At 47.8% G+C, this 15864-nt stretch carries 15 protein-coding genes; all 15 read left to right on the top strand.

Annotated elements, in window-relative coordinates:
* The coding region (locus tag Q7O77_RS05990; protein ID WP_304164313.1) for a sugar nucleotide-binding protein at positions 1-507 on the top strand (507 nt) is incomplete at its 5' end.
* Positions 508-511: 4 nt separating this feature from the next.
* Positions 512-1060, top strand: coding sequence for a dTDP-4-dehydrorhamnose 3,5-epimerase (rfbC, locus tag Q7O77_RS05985; protein WP_085651305.1), 549 nt, complete (start codon positions 512-514; stop codon positions 1058-1060).
* Between the two features lie 371 nt (positions 1061-1431).
* Positions 1432-2838, top strand: coding sequence for a mannose-1-phosphate guanylyltransferase/mannose-6-phosphate isomerase (locus Q7O77_RS05980; RefSeq protein WP_304164310.1), 1407 nt, complete (start codon positions 1432-1434; stop codon positions 2836-2838).
* 22 nt (positions 2839-2860) lie between these two features.
* Positions 2861-4234: a phosphomannomutase CpsG gene (gene cpsG / locus Q7O77_RS05975; protein WP_085651307.1), complete on the top strand. Its 1374-nt coding sequence runs from the start codon at positions 2861-2863 to the stop codon at positions 4232-4234.
* A 228-nt stretch (positions 4235-4462) separates the two neighbouring features.
* The gene (locus tag Q7O77_RS05970; RefSeq protein ID WP_085651308.1) at positions 4463-5311 is read left to right on the top strand and encodes an ABC transporter permease; all 849 of its coding nucleotides are present in this window, start codon (positions 4463-4465) and stop codon (positions 5309-5311) included.
* Between the two features lie 4 nt (positions 5312-5315).
* Positions 5316-6068 (top strand): ABC transporter ATP-binding protein, encoded by a 753-nt coding sequence (locus tag Q7O77_RS05965; protein WP_085651309.1) that lies wholly within the window; start codon positions 5316-5318, stop codon positions 6066-6068.
* Positions 6019-7449, top strand: coding sequence for a phenylacetate--CoA ligase family protein (locus Q7O77_RS05960; RefSeq protein WP_304164302.1), 1431 nt, complete (start codon positions 6019-6021; stop codon positions 7447-7449). Before Q7O77_RS05965 ends, Q7O77_RS05960 begins: the two co-directional genes overlap by 50 nt.
* Positions 7446-9008 (top strand): polysaccharide deacetylase, encoded by a 1563-nt coding sequence (locus Q7O77_RS05955; RefSeq protein ID WP_304164300.1) that lies wholly within the window; start codon positions 7446-7448, stop codon positions 9006-9008. Before Q7O77_RS05960 ends, Q7O77_RS05955 begins: the two co-directional genes overlap by 4 nt.
* Positions 9005-10135 carry a non-hydrolyzing UDP-N-acetylglucosamine 2-epimerase gene (gene wecB / locus Q7O77_RS05950; RefSeq protein ID WP_304164298.1) on the top strand — a complete coding sequence of 377 codons (1131 nt, stop codon included), beginning with the start codon at positions 9005-9007 and terminating at the stop codon, positions 10133-10135. Before Q7O77_RS05955 ends, wecB begins: the two co-directional genes overlap by 4 nt.
* Positions 10125-11339 (top strand): glycosyltransferase, encoded by a 1215-nt coding sequence (locus Q7O77_RS05945; protein ID WP_254902576.1) that lies wholly within the window; start codon positions 10125-10127, stop codon positions 11337-11339. Before wecB ends, Q7O77_RS05945 begins: the two co-directional genes overlap by 11 nt.
* Positions 11336-12520 (top strand): glycosyltransferase, encoded by a 1185-nt coding sequence (locus Q7O77_RS05940; RefSeq protein WP_304164294.1) that lies wholly within the window; start codon positions 11336-11338, stop codon positions 12518-12520. The genes Q7O77_RS05945 and Q7O77_RS05940 overlap by 4 nt, the downstream gene beginning before the upstream one ends.
* A gap of 38 nt (positions 12521-12558) precedes the next feature.
* Positions 12559-13164, top strand: coding sequence for a histidine phosphatase family protein (locus Q7O77_RS05935; protein ID WP_304164292.1), 606 nt, complete (start codon positions 12559-12561; stop codon positions 13162-13164).
* Entirely contained in the window at positions 13161-14123 is a 963-nt protein-coding gene (locus Q7O77_RS05930; protein ID WP_304164289.1) for a hypothetical protein, read from the top strand. The genes Q7O77_RS05935 and Q7O77_RS05930 overlap by 4 nt, the downstream gene beginning before the upstream one ends.
* A 16-nt stretch (positions 14124-14139) precedes the next feature.
* On the top strand, positions 14140-15282 hold the full coding sequence (locus Q7O77_RS05925; protein ID WP_304164286.1) for a glycosyltransferase family 1 protein: 1143 nt from the start codon (positions 14140-14142) through the stop codon (positions 15280-15282).
* On the top strand, positions 15279-15864 hold a 586-nt coding region (locus Q7O77_RS05920), incomplete at its 3' end, for a glycosyltransferase (protein WP_304164283.1). The genes Q7O77_RS05925 and Q7O77_RS05920, both read left to right, overlap by 4 nt.

The following is a 15864-nucleotide window of genomic DNA, read 5'->3' as shown; positions in this document are numbered from 1 at the left end:
ATCTATGGCAAAAGCAAACTCGCGGGGGAGTATGCGGTGGCTGAACTGGCCGATCGCTATTTGATCCTGCGTACCGCGTGGGTGTTTGGCGAACATGGCAATAATTTCGTCAAGACGATGCTGCGTCTGGGTGAAACTCGCGATGCGCTCAGCATCGTGGGCGATCAGGTTGGCGGTCCGACTTACGCTGGCGATATTGCTGCGGCGTTGATTCACATGGTGGAATTTATTGAAGCCGGCAACACGCCTGAGTGGGGCGTGTATCATTTCTCCGGTATGCCGTACGTCAGCTGGTTCGAGTTTGCACAGGCTATTTTCGAGCAGGCAGGCAAGGCGGCGTTACTCCCGGCCCTGCCAACATTGTCCTCTATTTCGACCTCCGACTATCCTACTCGCGCCCAACGCCCGGCCAACTCCCGACTTAATTGTCAGAAGATCCAGCGACAGTTTGGTATTGCCCCCAGCGACTGGCAGTCCGCCCTCAACAACATTCAAGCGTATAAGTGATCTTATGAAAATAATCGATACGGCTATACCTGATGTGAAAATTATTGAGCCCGCGGTATTCGGTGATGAGCGGGGATTCTTCATGGAAACCTGGCAGCAGAAAAAATTCGAAGATCTGGTCGCCAAACGGCCTTGCCCATTTGTACAGGACAATCATTCCAAGTCCAAACAGGGCATCCTGCGCGGATTGCATTATCAGACGGAGAATACCCAAGGTAAGTTGGTTCGCGTGGTGTCAGGGGAAGTGTTTGATGTCGCAGTCGATATTCGTAAAGGCTCGCCGACGTTTGGCCAATGGGTCGGCACTTTGCTTTCCGCTGAAAACAAACGCCAACTCTGGGTGCCTGAAGGGTTCGCTCACGGGTTTTATGTCACCAGTGAGGAAGCTGAGTTTGTCTATAAATGCACCGATTACTACAACCCTGCTGCGGAACATTCCATTTTGTGGAATGACAGCGCTATTGGTATCGACTGGCCAATCCAGAATGGGAATGTTGTGCTGTCCGCAAAAGATGAACAGGCGAAAACGCTCAAGGAAAACGTTCTGCTGTAGAGTTTGTAGTTGAGTTGTTTCTGTATTGCTGCTTTAACGTGAAATTGTTATCTGGTTATAGGGTTGAAGAGCCTTAATCTCTCTTCATTTTGTACTGTTAGGGCACAGTGTCGAGAGGTTAAGCTATAAGTGTTTATTTATTGATAAAACAGGATTCAATAATGTCTTCCGACGTTGTCGGTCTTGGACAGTAGTGACTATGCTTGTTGATACGATCTTTCCCTGTCCGCGCAGGGCGTTGTGCCAATCTACAGAAGCAAAGGTTGGAATATGCGCAGAGAAAGATCAGTGAGAGTAGAAAGCGTGTTTGATTATTTTCTGCATAAAATTATACAAATAATTCCAAGATATATAAAAGGTTACAACGCAAAATGCTACTTCCAGTGATTATGGCCGGTGGAACCGGAAGCCGTTTATGGCCACTTTCTCGTGAACTTTACCCCAAACAATTCATTTGCCTGCATGGGAAAAACTCCATGCTGCAGGAGACGGTGAATCGTCTCGATGGCATCCAGACGCGCGACCCGATGGTTATCTGCAACGAAGAACATCGATTCCTGGTTGCAGAGCAGTTGCGACAAATCAACAAGCTCTCCAGTAACATCATCCTTGAACCTGTGGGCCGTAATACGGCGCCAGCGATTGCTCTGGCAGCGCTGAATGCGGTTTCGGCGGGCGATAACCCCATCCTGCTGGTTCTCGCCGCAGACCACATTATGGAAAATGAAGCCGCCTTTCATACGGCGGTTGAAAATGCGATTCCTCACGCTAAAGCAGGCAGTCTGGTCACGTTTGGCATTATCCCTACCGGCCCAGTGACGGGCTATGGCTATATTCACCGTGGCGAACAGGTGTCGGGTGATGAAAACGCACCTTTCCGTGTGCAGCGCTTTGTCGAGAAACCGGACCTTGAAACGGCAGAAGCTTATCTGCGTTGCGGTGAATACTACTGGAATAGCGGTATGTTTATGTTCCATGCCAAGCGCTATTTACAGGAGTTGGAGAAGTTCCGGCCTGATATCCTGGAAGCTTGCCGGTCTGCAATCTCCAGCAAAGATAAACAAAGCGACTTTATCAAAATCGACAAAGACTGCTTCATGAACTGCCCGGATGAATCCGTGGATTATGCGGTCATGGAGAAGACGGATGATGCCGTGGTTATCCCATTAGATGCTGGCTGGAGCGACGTCGGCTCTTGGTCCGCGCTGTGGGAAGTCAATGAAAAAGACGAAAAGGGCAACTCCCTGCAAGGGGATACCTTCCTGCATAACACCCAAGATTGCTATATCAATACCGACGATCAGCTAGTGGCCGCCATTGGCGTGGACAATCTGGTTATCGTGAATACGAAAGATGCCGTATTGGTTGCCAATAAAAACGAAGTGCAGGACGTTAAACGCGTAGTGGAGTTTCTAAAGGCGAATAGCCGTAGTGAATATCGTCGCCACCGCGAAACCTACTGGCCTTGGGGGCGTTGCGATCTGGTGGTTCAGAGCGACCGTTTTAACGTCAATCGTATTACGGTCAAACCCGGCGAGTCCTTCCCGCTGCAGATGCATTACCACCGCACGGAGCACTGGGTCATTCTTTCGGGGACGGCAAAAGTGACTATCCAAGATAAAACGCTGCTGTTGACGGAAAACCAATCGACCTTTATTCCCATTGGTTCACAACATACGCTCGAAAACCCAGGCAAAATTCCGCTGGAACTATTGGAGATTCAATCCGGTTCCTACTTGGGTGACGACGACTTTATTTATGTAGTCAATAACCAGTAACTGAAACGTTTAGAAGGGATTTATGTCAGCATTAACGTGTTTCAAAGCCTACGATATTCGCGGTGAATTAGGTCAGGAGCTGAATGAAGATATCGCCTATCGCATCGGCAGAGCCTATGGTGAGTTTTTAAAACCGAAAACTATCGCCGTGGGCGGCGACGTACGCCTGACCAGCGAAGCGCTTAAATTAGCGCTGGCACGGGGCCTTCAGGATGCGGGGACGGACGTACTGGATATTGGCATGAGCGGTACCGAAGAGATTTACTTCGCGACTTTTCATTTAGGTATCGATGGCGGCATTGAAGTCACTGCTAGTCATAACCCAATGAATTATAACGGTATGAAACTGGTGCGCGAAAATGCGAAACCGATTAGCGGCGATACCGGATTGCGTGATGTTCAGCGTATCGCCGAAGCGAATGACTTTGCACCGGTCGACGAATCCAAACGCGGTAGCTACAAGCAGATTTCTGTTTTGAACGAGTATGTCGACCATCTGATGAAGTATGTCGACCTGGCCAACTTCACACGCCCGATGAAATTGGTGATTAACTCAGGCAACGGTGCTGCAGGCCATGTCATTGATGAAATTGAAAAGCGTTTCCAGCAGGCGGGAGCGCCGGTCGAATTCATCAAGGTTCATCACGAGGCTGACGGCACATTCCCCAATGGCATTCCTAATCCGTTGTTGCCGGAATGCCGTAAAGACACGGCTGACGCTGTACGTGAGCATGGTGCAGACATGGGGATCGCCTTCGATGGCGACTTCGACCGCTGCTTCTTGTTCGATGAACATGCTGAGTTTATCGAAGGTTACTACATCGTTGGCCTTCTGGCTGAGGCATTCTTGCAGAAGCAACCGGGCGCCAAGATTATTCATGATCCGCGTTTGACCTGGAACACCATTGACGTGGTGAAAAAAGCCGGTGGTGTTCCGGTGATGTCGAAAACCGGGCATGCTTTCATTAAAGAGCGTATGCGCAAAGAAGACGCCATCTACGGCGGAGAAATGAGCGCCCATCACTATTTCCGTGATTTCGCCTACTGCGATAGCGGGATGATTCCATGGCTGTTGGTCGCTGAGCTGGTGGCGGTGAAGGAAATGACTTTAGGGAGTCTCGTTAGACAACGTATTAAAGCGTTCCCTTGTAGTGGCGAGATAAACTATAAGGTTGCGAATAGTGGCGCTATCCTCGCGAGAATAGAAAGTGAATTCTCCTCCGAAGCGTTATCTACTGAACTTATCGATGGCTTGAGTATGGATATGCACGACTGGCGATTAAATGTACGTACCTCTAATACTGAACCGCTACTGCGTTTGAATATTGAGAGTCGCGATATGCCCGAACTCGTGTGGGAAAAAGTGGCTGTTGTTGAACGTCTTGTGAAAATGTAATCGCTTGATTAACGAGCTAAACCTAGATTGAAGAGTGGTTTTTTTATCGATGGTGTTATTGCACTTGAGCATGTGAGTCTGAAAATGCGGCAAGTGTGATTAAAATCCATACCGATGAAAGGTGGGCTGGGTTTAGGTAATATGTTTCTGCGCAATCCCCCTTCTCTACGCCCACCACTCCTCAATGAGAAACCTGCGAATTTTTTATATCTTGAAGGCAATAACTGAATGAAACCCCACACCACTAATTTGACGAGTGAGACGACTAACAAGCATATCGCTCCCTCTGGTTGGAAAGAGCATAACGGTAAAACCGATATGCTTGAGGGCCTCAAGGCATATCATGTCTGGCTGATTTGGGGCTGGCATGATATCCGCCAGCGCTATCGTCGGTCTGTCTTGGGCCCATTTTGGTTCACATTGACGACCTTGATCATGGTTGGAGCGCTAGGCTTTCTGTACTCAGAGTTGTTAGGCCAGGATATATCCTTCTATCTGCCATATCTTGGAGTCGGGCTGGTTATATGGCAGTTTATCAGCACTGCGGCAAATGAAGGGTGCGCCTGTCTTATCGGATCTAGTCATATCATTAAGCAGGTGCGTATGCCGTTGACTACGCACGTGTGTCGTATGGCTTGGCGTAACTTCATCATCCTACTGCATAGCCTACCTGTCGTTATCCTGTTTATGCTCGCCTTTGGACATGCGTTTACATTTGAAGTCCTTTTGATTATCCCGGGGCTGTTCATCGTATTGCTGAATGCGGTTTGGTCTGGAATTGTCTTTGGTATTTTGTGTTCACGTTTCAGAGATGTTGCTCCTATCATTGGTAACCTTTTTCAGGTGTTCTTCTTTGTTACCCCTGTCATGTGGCAGACTCAAGCGCTCAAGGATCGCGGTTGGGTGGCGGATTACAATCCGTTCTATCACCTGATCGAAATTGTTCGTGCGCCAATTATGGGCGAACCTGTTCCAACTTTATCATGGGTTTACAGCATCGCTTTGTTGGTGGTTGGCTTTGCTTTTGCTCAATATCTGATGACTCGCTGCCGTGACCGTGTAGCCTACTGGCTGTAATACTATGCAAACACATATTCTTGCCGAAAAACTTAGCGTCGAGTTTCCTATATTCGATAACTCGCATCGTTCACTTAAAAATACCGTTATGCACCTCACCACAGGTGGCCGAATCGGTGTCAATGTTGGTCAGCATCCTGTCGTTCGTGCACTGAATGAAATTGACTTTAATATCCAGGAAGGTGAGCGTGTTGGCCTGACTGGCCACAATGGGTCGGGAAAAACTACACTTTTACGTGTTTTATCGGGTATTTATGCGCCCGTGCATGGGCGACTGTCCATCCAAGGACGTACAGCGTCTTTGCTCGATGTTTCTACGGGCATCGATCCTGATGCATCCGGCTTCGAAAATATATATTTACGAGGCATTACGGATGGACTTAAACCCGCACATATTCGCAGCAAAGTTGATGAAATCGCTGATTTCACTGGTCTGGGCGATTACCTGAATTTGCCGGTTCGTACCTATTCCAGCGGTATGCAACTGCGCCTCGCATTCGCCATATCAACCAGCGTTGAAGCTGATATTCTGATCATGGATGAATGGCTGAGCGTGGGTGATGCCGAATTTAGCGCTAAAGCTGCAGAACGTTTGGATACGTTAGTCAGTAAGGCTTCAATCTTGGTTTTAGCCTCGCATTCTCCGGAATTGATCGCTCGGGTGTGCAATCGTCAAATTCATCTTGAACATGGTGTCATTGTCAGCGATGAAAAAATTAGTTCCGCTGCTGCGGGAGTCAATTTTGAAACTCTCTGAATGGAAGATATCTTCACAGCATCCAGTGCTGCTTGCCTCAGAGAGACTCTTTGCGCTGCCGCCTTTCAGCGTTGTAAAAGGGATCGTGAGTGCAAATATTGCTTATCCTTTGGCAGAAAAGCATGAGAAGCGTCAGGTCACGGATAAAGTCCATGCGTTACGCCGGCATTATCGACAACCTTTTGATCGGCGACTGGCTCAGGCAAAAGCGGCATTGGTGGACGTACTGAATTTCGCCGGTAGCGAGGTGCCCTATTACCGTGATCTGTTTGCCTCGACGGGCTTCTCGCCCGATTCCGTGGCGAAAGACATTGGTTATCTGCAAGAATTACCTTTGCTGACGAAAGACATTATTCGTGAACAAGGCGAGCGTCTTTTCTCCCGCTCTCTTAGTGATATTCGTCACCATATGTGTAAGACCGGTGGCTCTACCGGATTGTCTTGCCATATAGCTTACGATCAGCCAGCAGCAGATTGGTCCGCTGCTGTGACGCTATTTTGCAGAGAATCGGTGGGAAATTCGAAACGACAGTCTGAACTTCATTTCGCGTGTCGTTTTCCTGATATGGCCGACCCAGGCTGGCCTACGCTTGAAGACTTTAAATGTTTTGCCATGAATCGCAGCAACATTTTCTTTGACCGTTTGGATGATGTCGGGTTGGCTGAAATTTGGCAGACGCTGAAACGTCGTAAGCCTTACATGGTTCATGCTCATCCTTCCACGATCTATGCTTTGGCATGCTATATCGAACGTGAGTACGGTAGTGCTAAAACCTTTGAAGTCTTTGAGTCAAGCGGGGAACTATTGGCTCCCTATATGCGTGAAACAATTGCGCGTATCTTAAAATGTCGAGTTGTTGACCGTTACGGTCTTGCTGAACTTGGGGTGATGGCTTACGAACTTTCAGGACATGAAAAAGGATTACAAGTTCTTGATTCAGAAGGATGGCCCGAAAGTGCCGAAAATGATTTCGGGGATCATGAGCTGATTTTTACGGGATTTCATAACCGCCTTATGCCGCTGATTCGGTATACAACGGGTGACCTGGCGAAAGTTGAACAGCGAAATGACGGCTTTTACCTGACAGATGTTACAGGACGTATTCATGACATCATCCATCTAAATGGTGTGGCCTATCCTACGCATACAATACAAGACATGTTGGATTTTCGCGTCGGTGGAATTCAGGAATTTCAGATTGATATGCGAGGTGAAAAACCGCTGATGCGCATTGTGCCTGAACAGAATGCGGATGTAGCGCAAATTGCTGCCAAAATTGAACACTATTGGCCTGATTCAATGACCGTCGCATTCGTTGGTCATGATGATTTTATCCGCGTTGGCCATCGCGCCAAATTCCGACATGTGGTGAGTGTATGATCGGTGTTCTTTATCGTTGGGAAAATCGCACCAGTGGAGAGTTGGTACTGGCTGCGTTACGTCGCTCGGTGACATTTTCCGGTGCTGAGCAGGTCGCGATTTGGGACCTTCCTCAGCACAACTTTTTGCTGGCCATCAGCCCCGATGAAGTACAAGGCCAGGCATTGCTTGCCTGGTTGGCTCAAGGACCACGAAAACTCCTTTTATTTGGTCAATTGCCTCATTGCCTGATACAGCATTTTGATATGACGCCGTATGCCTGGCCTGAACCCACAGCGCCTTGGGCGCGCAGCCCATCAGCACCGAGTGGGCATTTCGCGGAAAGCGAAGCATTTATTCATTATTTGCCGCTGGGTAAAGATCTAGGTGTGCAAAATTGGGAGCGAGCTCTAGAGCGTTTCGACTTTACCGATGAATGGAATAACCTGGGATTCGGTGCGGTGCGTGTAGAGGGAACACCCTGGAGTCTGACTTCCCCACTGAGAGCTCCTGAAAATGCCGAGCTTGCGAATGTTCAACTCAAAGACAAGGTATTAGCCAGCTATTGCGCACGCTTTGATGAAGTCAGTAGTAGCGTTCTTTGGGTCAATCGCGAAGTGGGGGTGATAGATTCGTTTGAATGGCGGATGGTCGAGAATTTCATTAGCAGCTGGCGCCACGATGTGTTGCCGTGTTTCCCTGTCATCAGTGAGATTCCTTACGGTCATGATGCGGCAATTACGATGCGGTTGGATTGCGATGAAGATATCGCGTCTGCCCGGGCGCTCTGGGGAGCTTATTGCGAAGCCCAGGTGCCACTGTCTTTAGCCATTCACACCAATAATTTACCGAATGACGAACACTCAGCTTTTTTACGTGAGTTTTTGGCTGAGGGAGGTGTATTGCTGTCTCATACGGCAACGCATGCGCCGGATTGGGGTGGCAACTATGGTGCCGCGCATTGGGAAGGTCTGGAATCGCGGAAAAAGATAGAGCAGGCCTGTGGCGTGCGGGTGGAATATGCGGTTTCGCCTTTCCATCAGTCTCCTGACTATGCGTTAGCTGCCCTGTGTGATGTGGGATATCGGGGTTGTATTGGCGGTATCATCCGCAACGACCCTGAGTTTTTGATCGCAAGGGGAGGTGAGTTAGCTCACTTGCCTAAGGGGTTTGTCGGACACTCTCAACAGAGTATGCTGCATGGCGATTGCATGTTGATCGACGGAGATCCATTAGCGATCTTTAAACGTGCGTTTGATTGCGCATACGAAACCCGGACGCTTTTTGGTTATCTGGACCATCCTTTCTCTTCTCGGTACCAATATGGCTGGCCCGATGAGGAAGCTCGTATCTCCGCCCACCAAGATTTTATCTCCTATATTCGCGAGCATACGGAACAACCTCTCTTTTTGGATGAGTGTCGTGCAATGAATTTCTTACGCCATCGTGCCGCCGTGCAGTTATGCCGCGAGGAGCGAGGTATTGTTGCCTATGTTCCTGCAACTGGTGATGACCTGAGATTGGCCGTAGAATTCCGTGGTTCGACAGACGAAATCACTCATGGAGTCGTGCTGGTATGAAAATCCTCATAGCGTTAGGAACTCGGCCCGAAGTGATCAAACTTGCTCCGGTGATACTGGCTTTGCGCAATCGTGCCGAAGTCCGAATCTGCGCCAGCGGTCAGCATCGAGAAATGCTGGTTCAAGCTTTAGAAGCATTTTCTCTGGTACCCGATATTCAACTCGATACCATGAGTCCAGGACGTTCGCTGAATATCCTCGCTTCCCGCCAACTTAGCGATTTTGATGAGGTTTTCGAGCAAGAGAAACCTGACTGGGTCGTGGTGCAAGGTGACACCACGACGGCCTTTTGCGCAGGACTTGCCGCTTTTCATCGTGGGATACGTATTGCCCACGTTGAGGCCGGATTGCGTACGGGCGATCTGGCAAGCCCATTCCCTGAAGAGGCGAATCGGAGTTTGCTTGCGCGCATCGCCACGCTGCATTGTGCGCCCACCTCTGCGGCTGCCGCCGCGTTACTAGTGGAAAACATTGATAAAGATAGCATTATCGTGACAGGGAATACGGTCGTAGATGCTATTTATCAGGCCCAGGCGTCTTGGAAAGAAGGAAAACCAGCGCAGCTTACCGACGATCTTAAGCGTTGGATCTCTGCGGCACCTTTCGTATTGCTGACCTGCCACCGGCGAGAGAATTTCGGTGAGGTAATGGAAAATATCTGCCATATGATCGCGCGATTATGTGAGCGTTATGCCGAGCTACAGTGGATATTTCCTGTCCATCTCAATCCCGCAGTTAGCGGCCCGGTACGACGGTTCTTAGGGCATATCCCTAATCTATTGTTAACCGACCCTGTTGATTACCACACGAGTCTTTACCTTATCGCCAACGCCCAACTTGTGATTTCTGACTCCGGTGGCATCCAAGAGGAAGCGCCAACGTTTGGCACCCCGGTTGTTGTTATGCGTGAGTTTACCGAGCGTATGGAAGGTGTTAACGCAGGCTTTGCTACATTGGCAGGACAAGATCCTGAACGAATTGAGCAAGCGATTAACGATTGGCTCTCTCATCCTGAAAAAGTAGAAAAATTGAAGACGTTGTCGACGCCTTATGGCGACGGGAAGGCGGCTCATCGAATCGCGAATGCATTGCTGGAGCAGCCCGTGGAGGCGTTTTGTGGTCGATAGCGTAGAGCTCGATAGGTCGGAGATTCCTGAATCATGTATTTTATTTGCGACAGCAGATTGGGATGAACCTTATTGGACGAACAAACAGCACTGTGCCAAAGCGCTTGCTGAGCTGGGTGTCGAGGTACTCTATGTTGAAAGCGTAGGATTACGAGCGCCTCGGCCTGCGAGTAACCGTGACTGGCAGCGGTTGAGAGAGCGTTTGCTCAAAGGATTACGCTCTCTTTTTGTCGGTGCGCCTCGTCGTGCACCCCATATACGAGTGCTTTCGCCGCTATTGATTCCAGCTGGGTATCGATATGGAGTCACAAGATGGTTGAATCGTTGGCTGTTAAAGGCTGCTATCTGGCGTAACCTCCCCAGGCAAATAAAGTCTCCACCTTTAGTCTGGACTTATCACCCTTTTATGTTGGATCTGTTTGCTTCCCTAAAGGGGAGTGCATTGTTATACCACTGCGTTGACGATCTTGCGGCTGTGCCAGGCGTTGACGCTAAAGCATTCCGATGCGCAGAAGAGCAACTGCTCCATCAGGCTAAGGCTGTTTTTGCGACCGCCCCCGCGCTGGCGGAACGTTGTCGGCAACTTAATGGCAATACCTATTTTCTGTCGAATGTGGTTGATGCAGCTCATTTTGGTAACGGGTTAAAGCAAGGGAATATTCCTGAAGATTTAGCCTGCATTCCGGAGCCTAGGCTGGGCTACCATGGTGTTCTCTCTGATTTTAAAATTGATTTCCAGTTACTACTGAGTGTTGCTCGAATGCGCTCTGACTGGCATTGGGTTTTTATCGGCGCAGAACGTGAAGGCCAAAAAAGTGCGTTGGTGGCAGAACTGGAAACGTTACCAAACGTGCATTTTCTTGGGTATCGTCGTTATGAGGTCCTACCCGATTATCTCCGTGGAATTCAAGTTGGGCTGTTGCCCTCTCTTATTAATGAATACACGGATTCTATGTTTCCCATGAAGTACTTCGAATATCTTGCGGCAGGAATTCCAGTAGTCTCGACGCCGCTATCATTCTCCAGGACGATCAGTGAGGGAATGCTCACTGCCAATACTGCCGAAGGCTTTGTTAACGCAATCGAACAGCAGTTAACTCGCGGACGGTTTGACCAAAAAGAAGTCGATATGCTGGTTGGCGATAATACATGGTCCGGAAGATTATCTAAAATGCTGAAAGCATTAAATGGTATGCCTAAATGATTGAAAGTGGGATTAATTTCTTTGGCCCCTACAAAGCGAGAGATAGTATCGGCCGCGTTGCCGGATTGAACATTGCATGCCTGAAAGCATCAGGGATTCCTTGTCAGGTTCATCTGCTATCAAGACCTGGGCCTAAAGAAATTGTTGATTATGCGAATATTGATGACGACTTGATCGCTTCACTAAAATATCGGGTCAACATTTTTCATTTTAATGCCCGACGAGTGCCTCTTTATTTTTCACGACTTGGAGAAGATTCGTTAAAAGGGTTTTACAACATAGGTTTTTGGGTTCATGAAATGCCCACAATACCAAGCCAGTGGGCGAGGCAACTGGAGTTTTTTGATGAAATCTGGACGCCATCTTCATTGTGCCAGTCGGCTATCTCGCTTTCTGCCAATATTCCTGTTGTCAAAATGCCATACCCTATTGAAAGCAATCCTATCAATCAAAGAATGAAAGAAAGAGCGATAGGAAAGTCGTTTGACGCCTTCAATTTTTTGGCTGTGTTTGATGTGTTTAGCGATGCTGAACGCAAGAACCCCTTATTTGTTGTGCGAGCATTTCTTGATGCCCATGCGGGGAATCCTTCGGTCCGATTAATCATGAAAACTCGGAATTTGGATCAGGACAAAATGCTGGCCGAAAAGCTACATAAGATAGCTAATGAACATACCAACTTTGTCGTGCTTGATGGATATTTAGAGCCTGAAGAACTGGCGGCGCTGTATGAACAGGCTGACGCTTATGTCTCGTTGCATAGAGCGGAAGGATTTGGTCTGACCATATCTGATGCCATGAGTCGGGGTATTCCGATTTTGACTACCGGATACTCGGGCAATATGGATTTTTGTAATGCGGCAGATTCGAGACTCGTCGCTTACGAATTAAGGCCCGTAGGCCATAATCGACCACGTTATCGCTATGATGACGTTTGGGCTGAACCTGATTTGAACGATGCCACCGAAGCTTTTGAAGATTTGGTTCAGAATCATGGCGTCTGGGTAAAGCGCGCCGCGCGAGCCAGATTACGTCTAGAGAGAGAGTTTTCCGTAGAGACCATTGGACGTCTCATGCAAAGCCGGATCGATCTGATAGGACGAAACTTTTCATTCCCTGACGACATGAATGAGAGACACATAGACTTCGAAGTCGGTGTTTGTAAGACCTACGGATTTTGACGCGTAACCTTATTGATATACTACCTTCGGATTGAGATATGGAACTTTATTTGCTGAGGCATGGTAAAAGTCTTGCCAACGAACGGCAGTTGGTTTGCGGTTCATCAGATTATCCGTTATCGCAAGAGGGAAGCGAGCAAGCTCAGAAAGTCTGTGAGAAGCTGAACAATATCCCCTTCACTCACATCTACTCTTCACCGCTTTCAAGAGCTGTCAACACGATTGCTGGATTAGCGGGCACAGATAGGATCAGACTTGAAGATGAGCTGAAAGAATTAAATACCGGCGATGTGAGTCACATTACGTTGAGCGAACTTTGGGAGCGTGATGCCCGTTTTCGTCAGCCTTGGTTATCTCCTGATTTACGTTATCCTGGCGGGGAGACCTTCCGGGAAATGGTCGCTCGAATCACTGGGTGGTATAGCAATAACGAGACTCGTTGGTCGGATGATGATCGCGTCTTGATCGCAGGCCATGAAGGTACGCTGCGCTCTATCTATCTTTATCTAATGTCTCTCAATATTTCTCTTTATCCTGATTTCCCAATTAGCAATTGTGATTATCTCTATTTCAAAATCAGTAGCCGAAATGTCATGGAATACAAGCATATAAAACTGGCAGCCATAGAAGGGGAGGTCACTTGAATCGTATCCTGCTGACTACATTTCCCAGCGCATTTATGTACGACGGTGGGGGCGAACGAGAGATTCATCTGCTAAACGAAGCAATAAATCGTGCAGGTATGATTTGCGATATCTATGGCCCCACATCTCGTTCTATTAATGCGTATCAGTCGGTTATTCATTTTTCTATGGCGGGGGGATCTGAGCATGTCATTGAGTCTGCCAAAGCTAACGGCCTGAGGCTGATCCTTTGGCCTAACTTGTGGTTTGTTGAACCTCCTTCACCCGGCACCCTGGCGCGTTTAACGGCACTACTAAGCCATTTTAATGCCGTCGTATTCCGCTCTCAGACGGAAGAAAACCATTTCCGTCAGTATCTGGATATAGAGGGAAAAGATGTTATTCACGTCTCACCTCTGATTTCACCCAAGTTTTTTCGTAAGAATGTGACGGATGTTTTTCGGGAATCATATGGTTTGACGTCATATGCAATATGGCCCGGTATCATTGAGCCCCAAAAAAACCAATTGGCCGCCGTGCGTGCTTTCAAAGATTTAAATCTAGACTTGATTATTTCCGGTGGTGTAAGAGATCAGGCCTACGCGGATGAGTGTAAACGTCAGGCTGGATCCAATGTTCGGTTTATTCCAGCCATGCCTTTTGGCTCTGAACAGCATCTTTCCGCATTGGCGCATAGCCAAATGGTGATCGAGCTTCCGCTCGACTTTCCTGGGTCTTCGGCTATGGAAGCTGCCGCTATGGGCTGTTCGCTGCTACTTTCTCGTTCAGAATGGACGAACGAAATGTTGGGCCCTGATTGCATGCAGGTTGATCCTACCGATGAGAAAGAAATTCGTCACCAAGTCTGTCAATTCGCACATCATAGAGACGTCCAAGTTCTTCAACGCCCGCCTCGCGCAGAATTCGTGAATATGTTTGATGCTGTTTCGCCTCTGACTGAATATCTTAGGTTAATTTGATTAGGTGTATAGATAAATGAAGGTTGTTTTTGACTGTACAGCATTGAACAACTGGGTGGGAAAGCCCACTGGCATTCAGCGTGTTATCAATGAACTGGGCGTTTCTTTGATTGATGTGATGCCAAATGTAGTCACTGTCATTTTTGACGCGGTTGGTGATTGTTATGCTTACTGTGCTGATACCAGAGCGTCGGGAGAGCGAGTCATCCTTGAAAATGGAGACATGATTTTCGCTTCAGGGCATGACTGGGATTATCCAGAGCACTTTGAGCATATTTGCAACTATGTCGCCCGCGGCATTAAATTTGGGCTGTTGATATACGATATTATTCCAATTAAATTCCCTTTTACTTATACACAGGAATTTGTTGCACGCTTTGAAAGTTGGCTAAAACGTGCCATACAGCTAGCCGATGTCTGCTTTACCATTTCGCTTAGTACTCGAAAAGATGTATTGGATTATGCGGAACGTTTGGGTTTGGTAATTAATAATATCAATATATTACGTATTGGAGACAATATTCCGGCTGATGTAGATAATGTTTCCGAAAGAGTAAAAAGTAAAATCGTAGAGGATTATATTCTCTCAGTTGGCACCATCGAATTTAGAAAAAATCATATTACATTACTCAATGCCTATCGCTATATGATCCAGAATCTCGGTATTGATGTGCCGAAGCTGTATATCGCGGGGAGACAGGGTTTATATGATGCCTATGTACGCATACAGGTCGAAGGCGATCCAGTCTTGAATGGCAAAGTGGAAATTCTATCCGATTTGAATGATTCAGATATTGGGGCTTTATACGCTTCAGCGCTTTTTACCGTATACCCTTCTATCTACGAGGGTTGGGGGCTGCCAGTTGCAGAAAGTCTTTGTTACGGCGTTCCGTGCATCACTTCTCGAAGCTCTAGCATGCTAGAGATTGCTCCCGATTTGACTCCATTCGCTGATCCTCTAATGACTAATGAGTGGGTAGAAAAAATGAGTGAGTGGATAAAGTTCCCCGATCGTCTGGCTTCGATCAGAGAGCAGATTAAAAGCCAATATCGTATGGTTAGTTGGCATGATACTGCCTGTTATCTGCGCGAGCATTTGGATGGGTTAGGGAATCAGGTCGATAGGAGGGAAACAGGCCAGGAGGACACCTTCGAATGAGCATGAGCAGGCAGACGAAATACGATGTAATTTTTGGCGTTTATCCATGGGCTTTCGATTGCCCAGGTGGTGGAGAGCGCCAATTAATGGCATGGAAATCACACCTGGAAGTGCTTGGCCATAACGTCAGGTTGTACGATCCATGGCAGCCAACGCCAGACGAGCCGAAGATATTTCACTTTTTTTCTGTGATGCCTGGCTCGTATCAGCTATGTGACTACCTGAAAAAAAAGGGAAAGCATCTCGTCATTACACCAAATTTATGGGTTACACCTGAAACCAAGTGGAATTACCCACATGATGATATTCAGAGATTATTGTCAATTGCCGACAGGATCATTGTGAATTCTTCGCTTGAAGCCAAAGCGCTTAGTGAAGTTTACGAGGTGGATCTCTCGCGTTTCAGTGTGGTGTATAACGGCGTTGAAAAGAGCTTTTTCGACTCTGCTTCTCCTGAGTTATTTCGTAAGTGGGGAGGATTGGCGAATAAACGATATCTGCTAAACGTTGCTAATGTTGAATCCCGTAAAAATCAGCTACGTTTTCTTGAAGCATTGCAAGATTATCCGGATTTGAGTCTGG

The organism is Lonsdalea britannica, from assembly GCF_946477055.1.
Taxonomy (GTDB): Bacteria; Pseudomonadota; Gammaproteobacteria; order Enterobacterales; family Enterobacteriaceae; genus Lonsdalea; species Lonsdalea britannica_A.
The sequence above is the reverse complement of the archived record's forward strand: the minus strand, read 5'-3'. Positions and strand labels throughout refer to the sequence as shown.

Excerpts from the sequence above, each read along its gene's own strand:
- wecB (WP_304164298.1), top strand. The coding sequence starts at position 9,005 with ATGAAAATCCTCATAGCGTTAGGAACTCGGCCCGAAGTGATCAAACTT.
- rfbC (WP_085651305.1), top strand. The coding sequence starts at position 512 with ATGAAAATAATCGATACGGCTATACCTGATGTGAAAATTATTGAGCCC.
- Q7O77_RS05935 (WP_304164292.1), top strand. The coding sequence starts at position 12,559 with ATGGAACTTTATTTGCTGAGGCATGGTAAAAGTCTTGCCAACGAACGG.
- cpsG (WP_085651307.1), top strand. The coding sequence starts at position 2,861 with ATGTCAGCATTAACGTGTTTCAAAGCCTACGATATTCGCGGTGAATTA.
- Q7O77_RS05960 (WP_304164302.1), top strand. The coding sequence starts at position 6,019 with ATGAAAAAATTAGTTCCGCTGCTGCGGGAGTCAATTTTGAAACTCTCT.
- Q7O77_RS05955 (WP_304164300.1), top strand. The coding sequence starts at position 7,446 with ATGATCGGTGTTCTTTATCGTTGGGAAAATCGCACCAGTGGAGAGTTG.
- Q7O77_RS05965 (WP_085651309.1), top strand. The coding sequence starts at position 5,316 with ATGCAAACACATATTCTTGCCGAAAAACTTAGCGTCGAGTTTCCTATA.
- Q7O77_RS05940 (WP_304164294.1), top strand. The coding sequence starts at position 11,336 with ATGATTGAAAGTGGGATTAATTTCTTTGGCCCCTACAAAGCGAGAGAT.
- Q7O77_RS05925 (WP_304164286.1), top strand. The coding sequence starts at position 14,140 with ATGAAGGTTGTTTTTGACTGTACAGCATTGAACAACTGGGTGGGAAAG.
- Q7O77_RS05980 (WP_304164310.1), top strand. The coding sequence starts at position 1,432 with ATGCTACTTCCAGTGATTATGGCCGGTGGAACCGGAAGCCGTTTATGG.
- Q7O77_RS05970 (WP_085651308.1), top strand. The coding sequence starts at position 4,463 with ATGAAACCCCACACCACTAATTTGACGAGTGAGACGACTAACAAGCAT.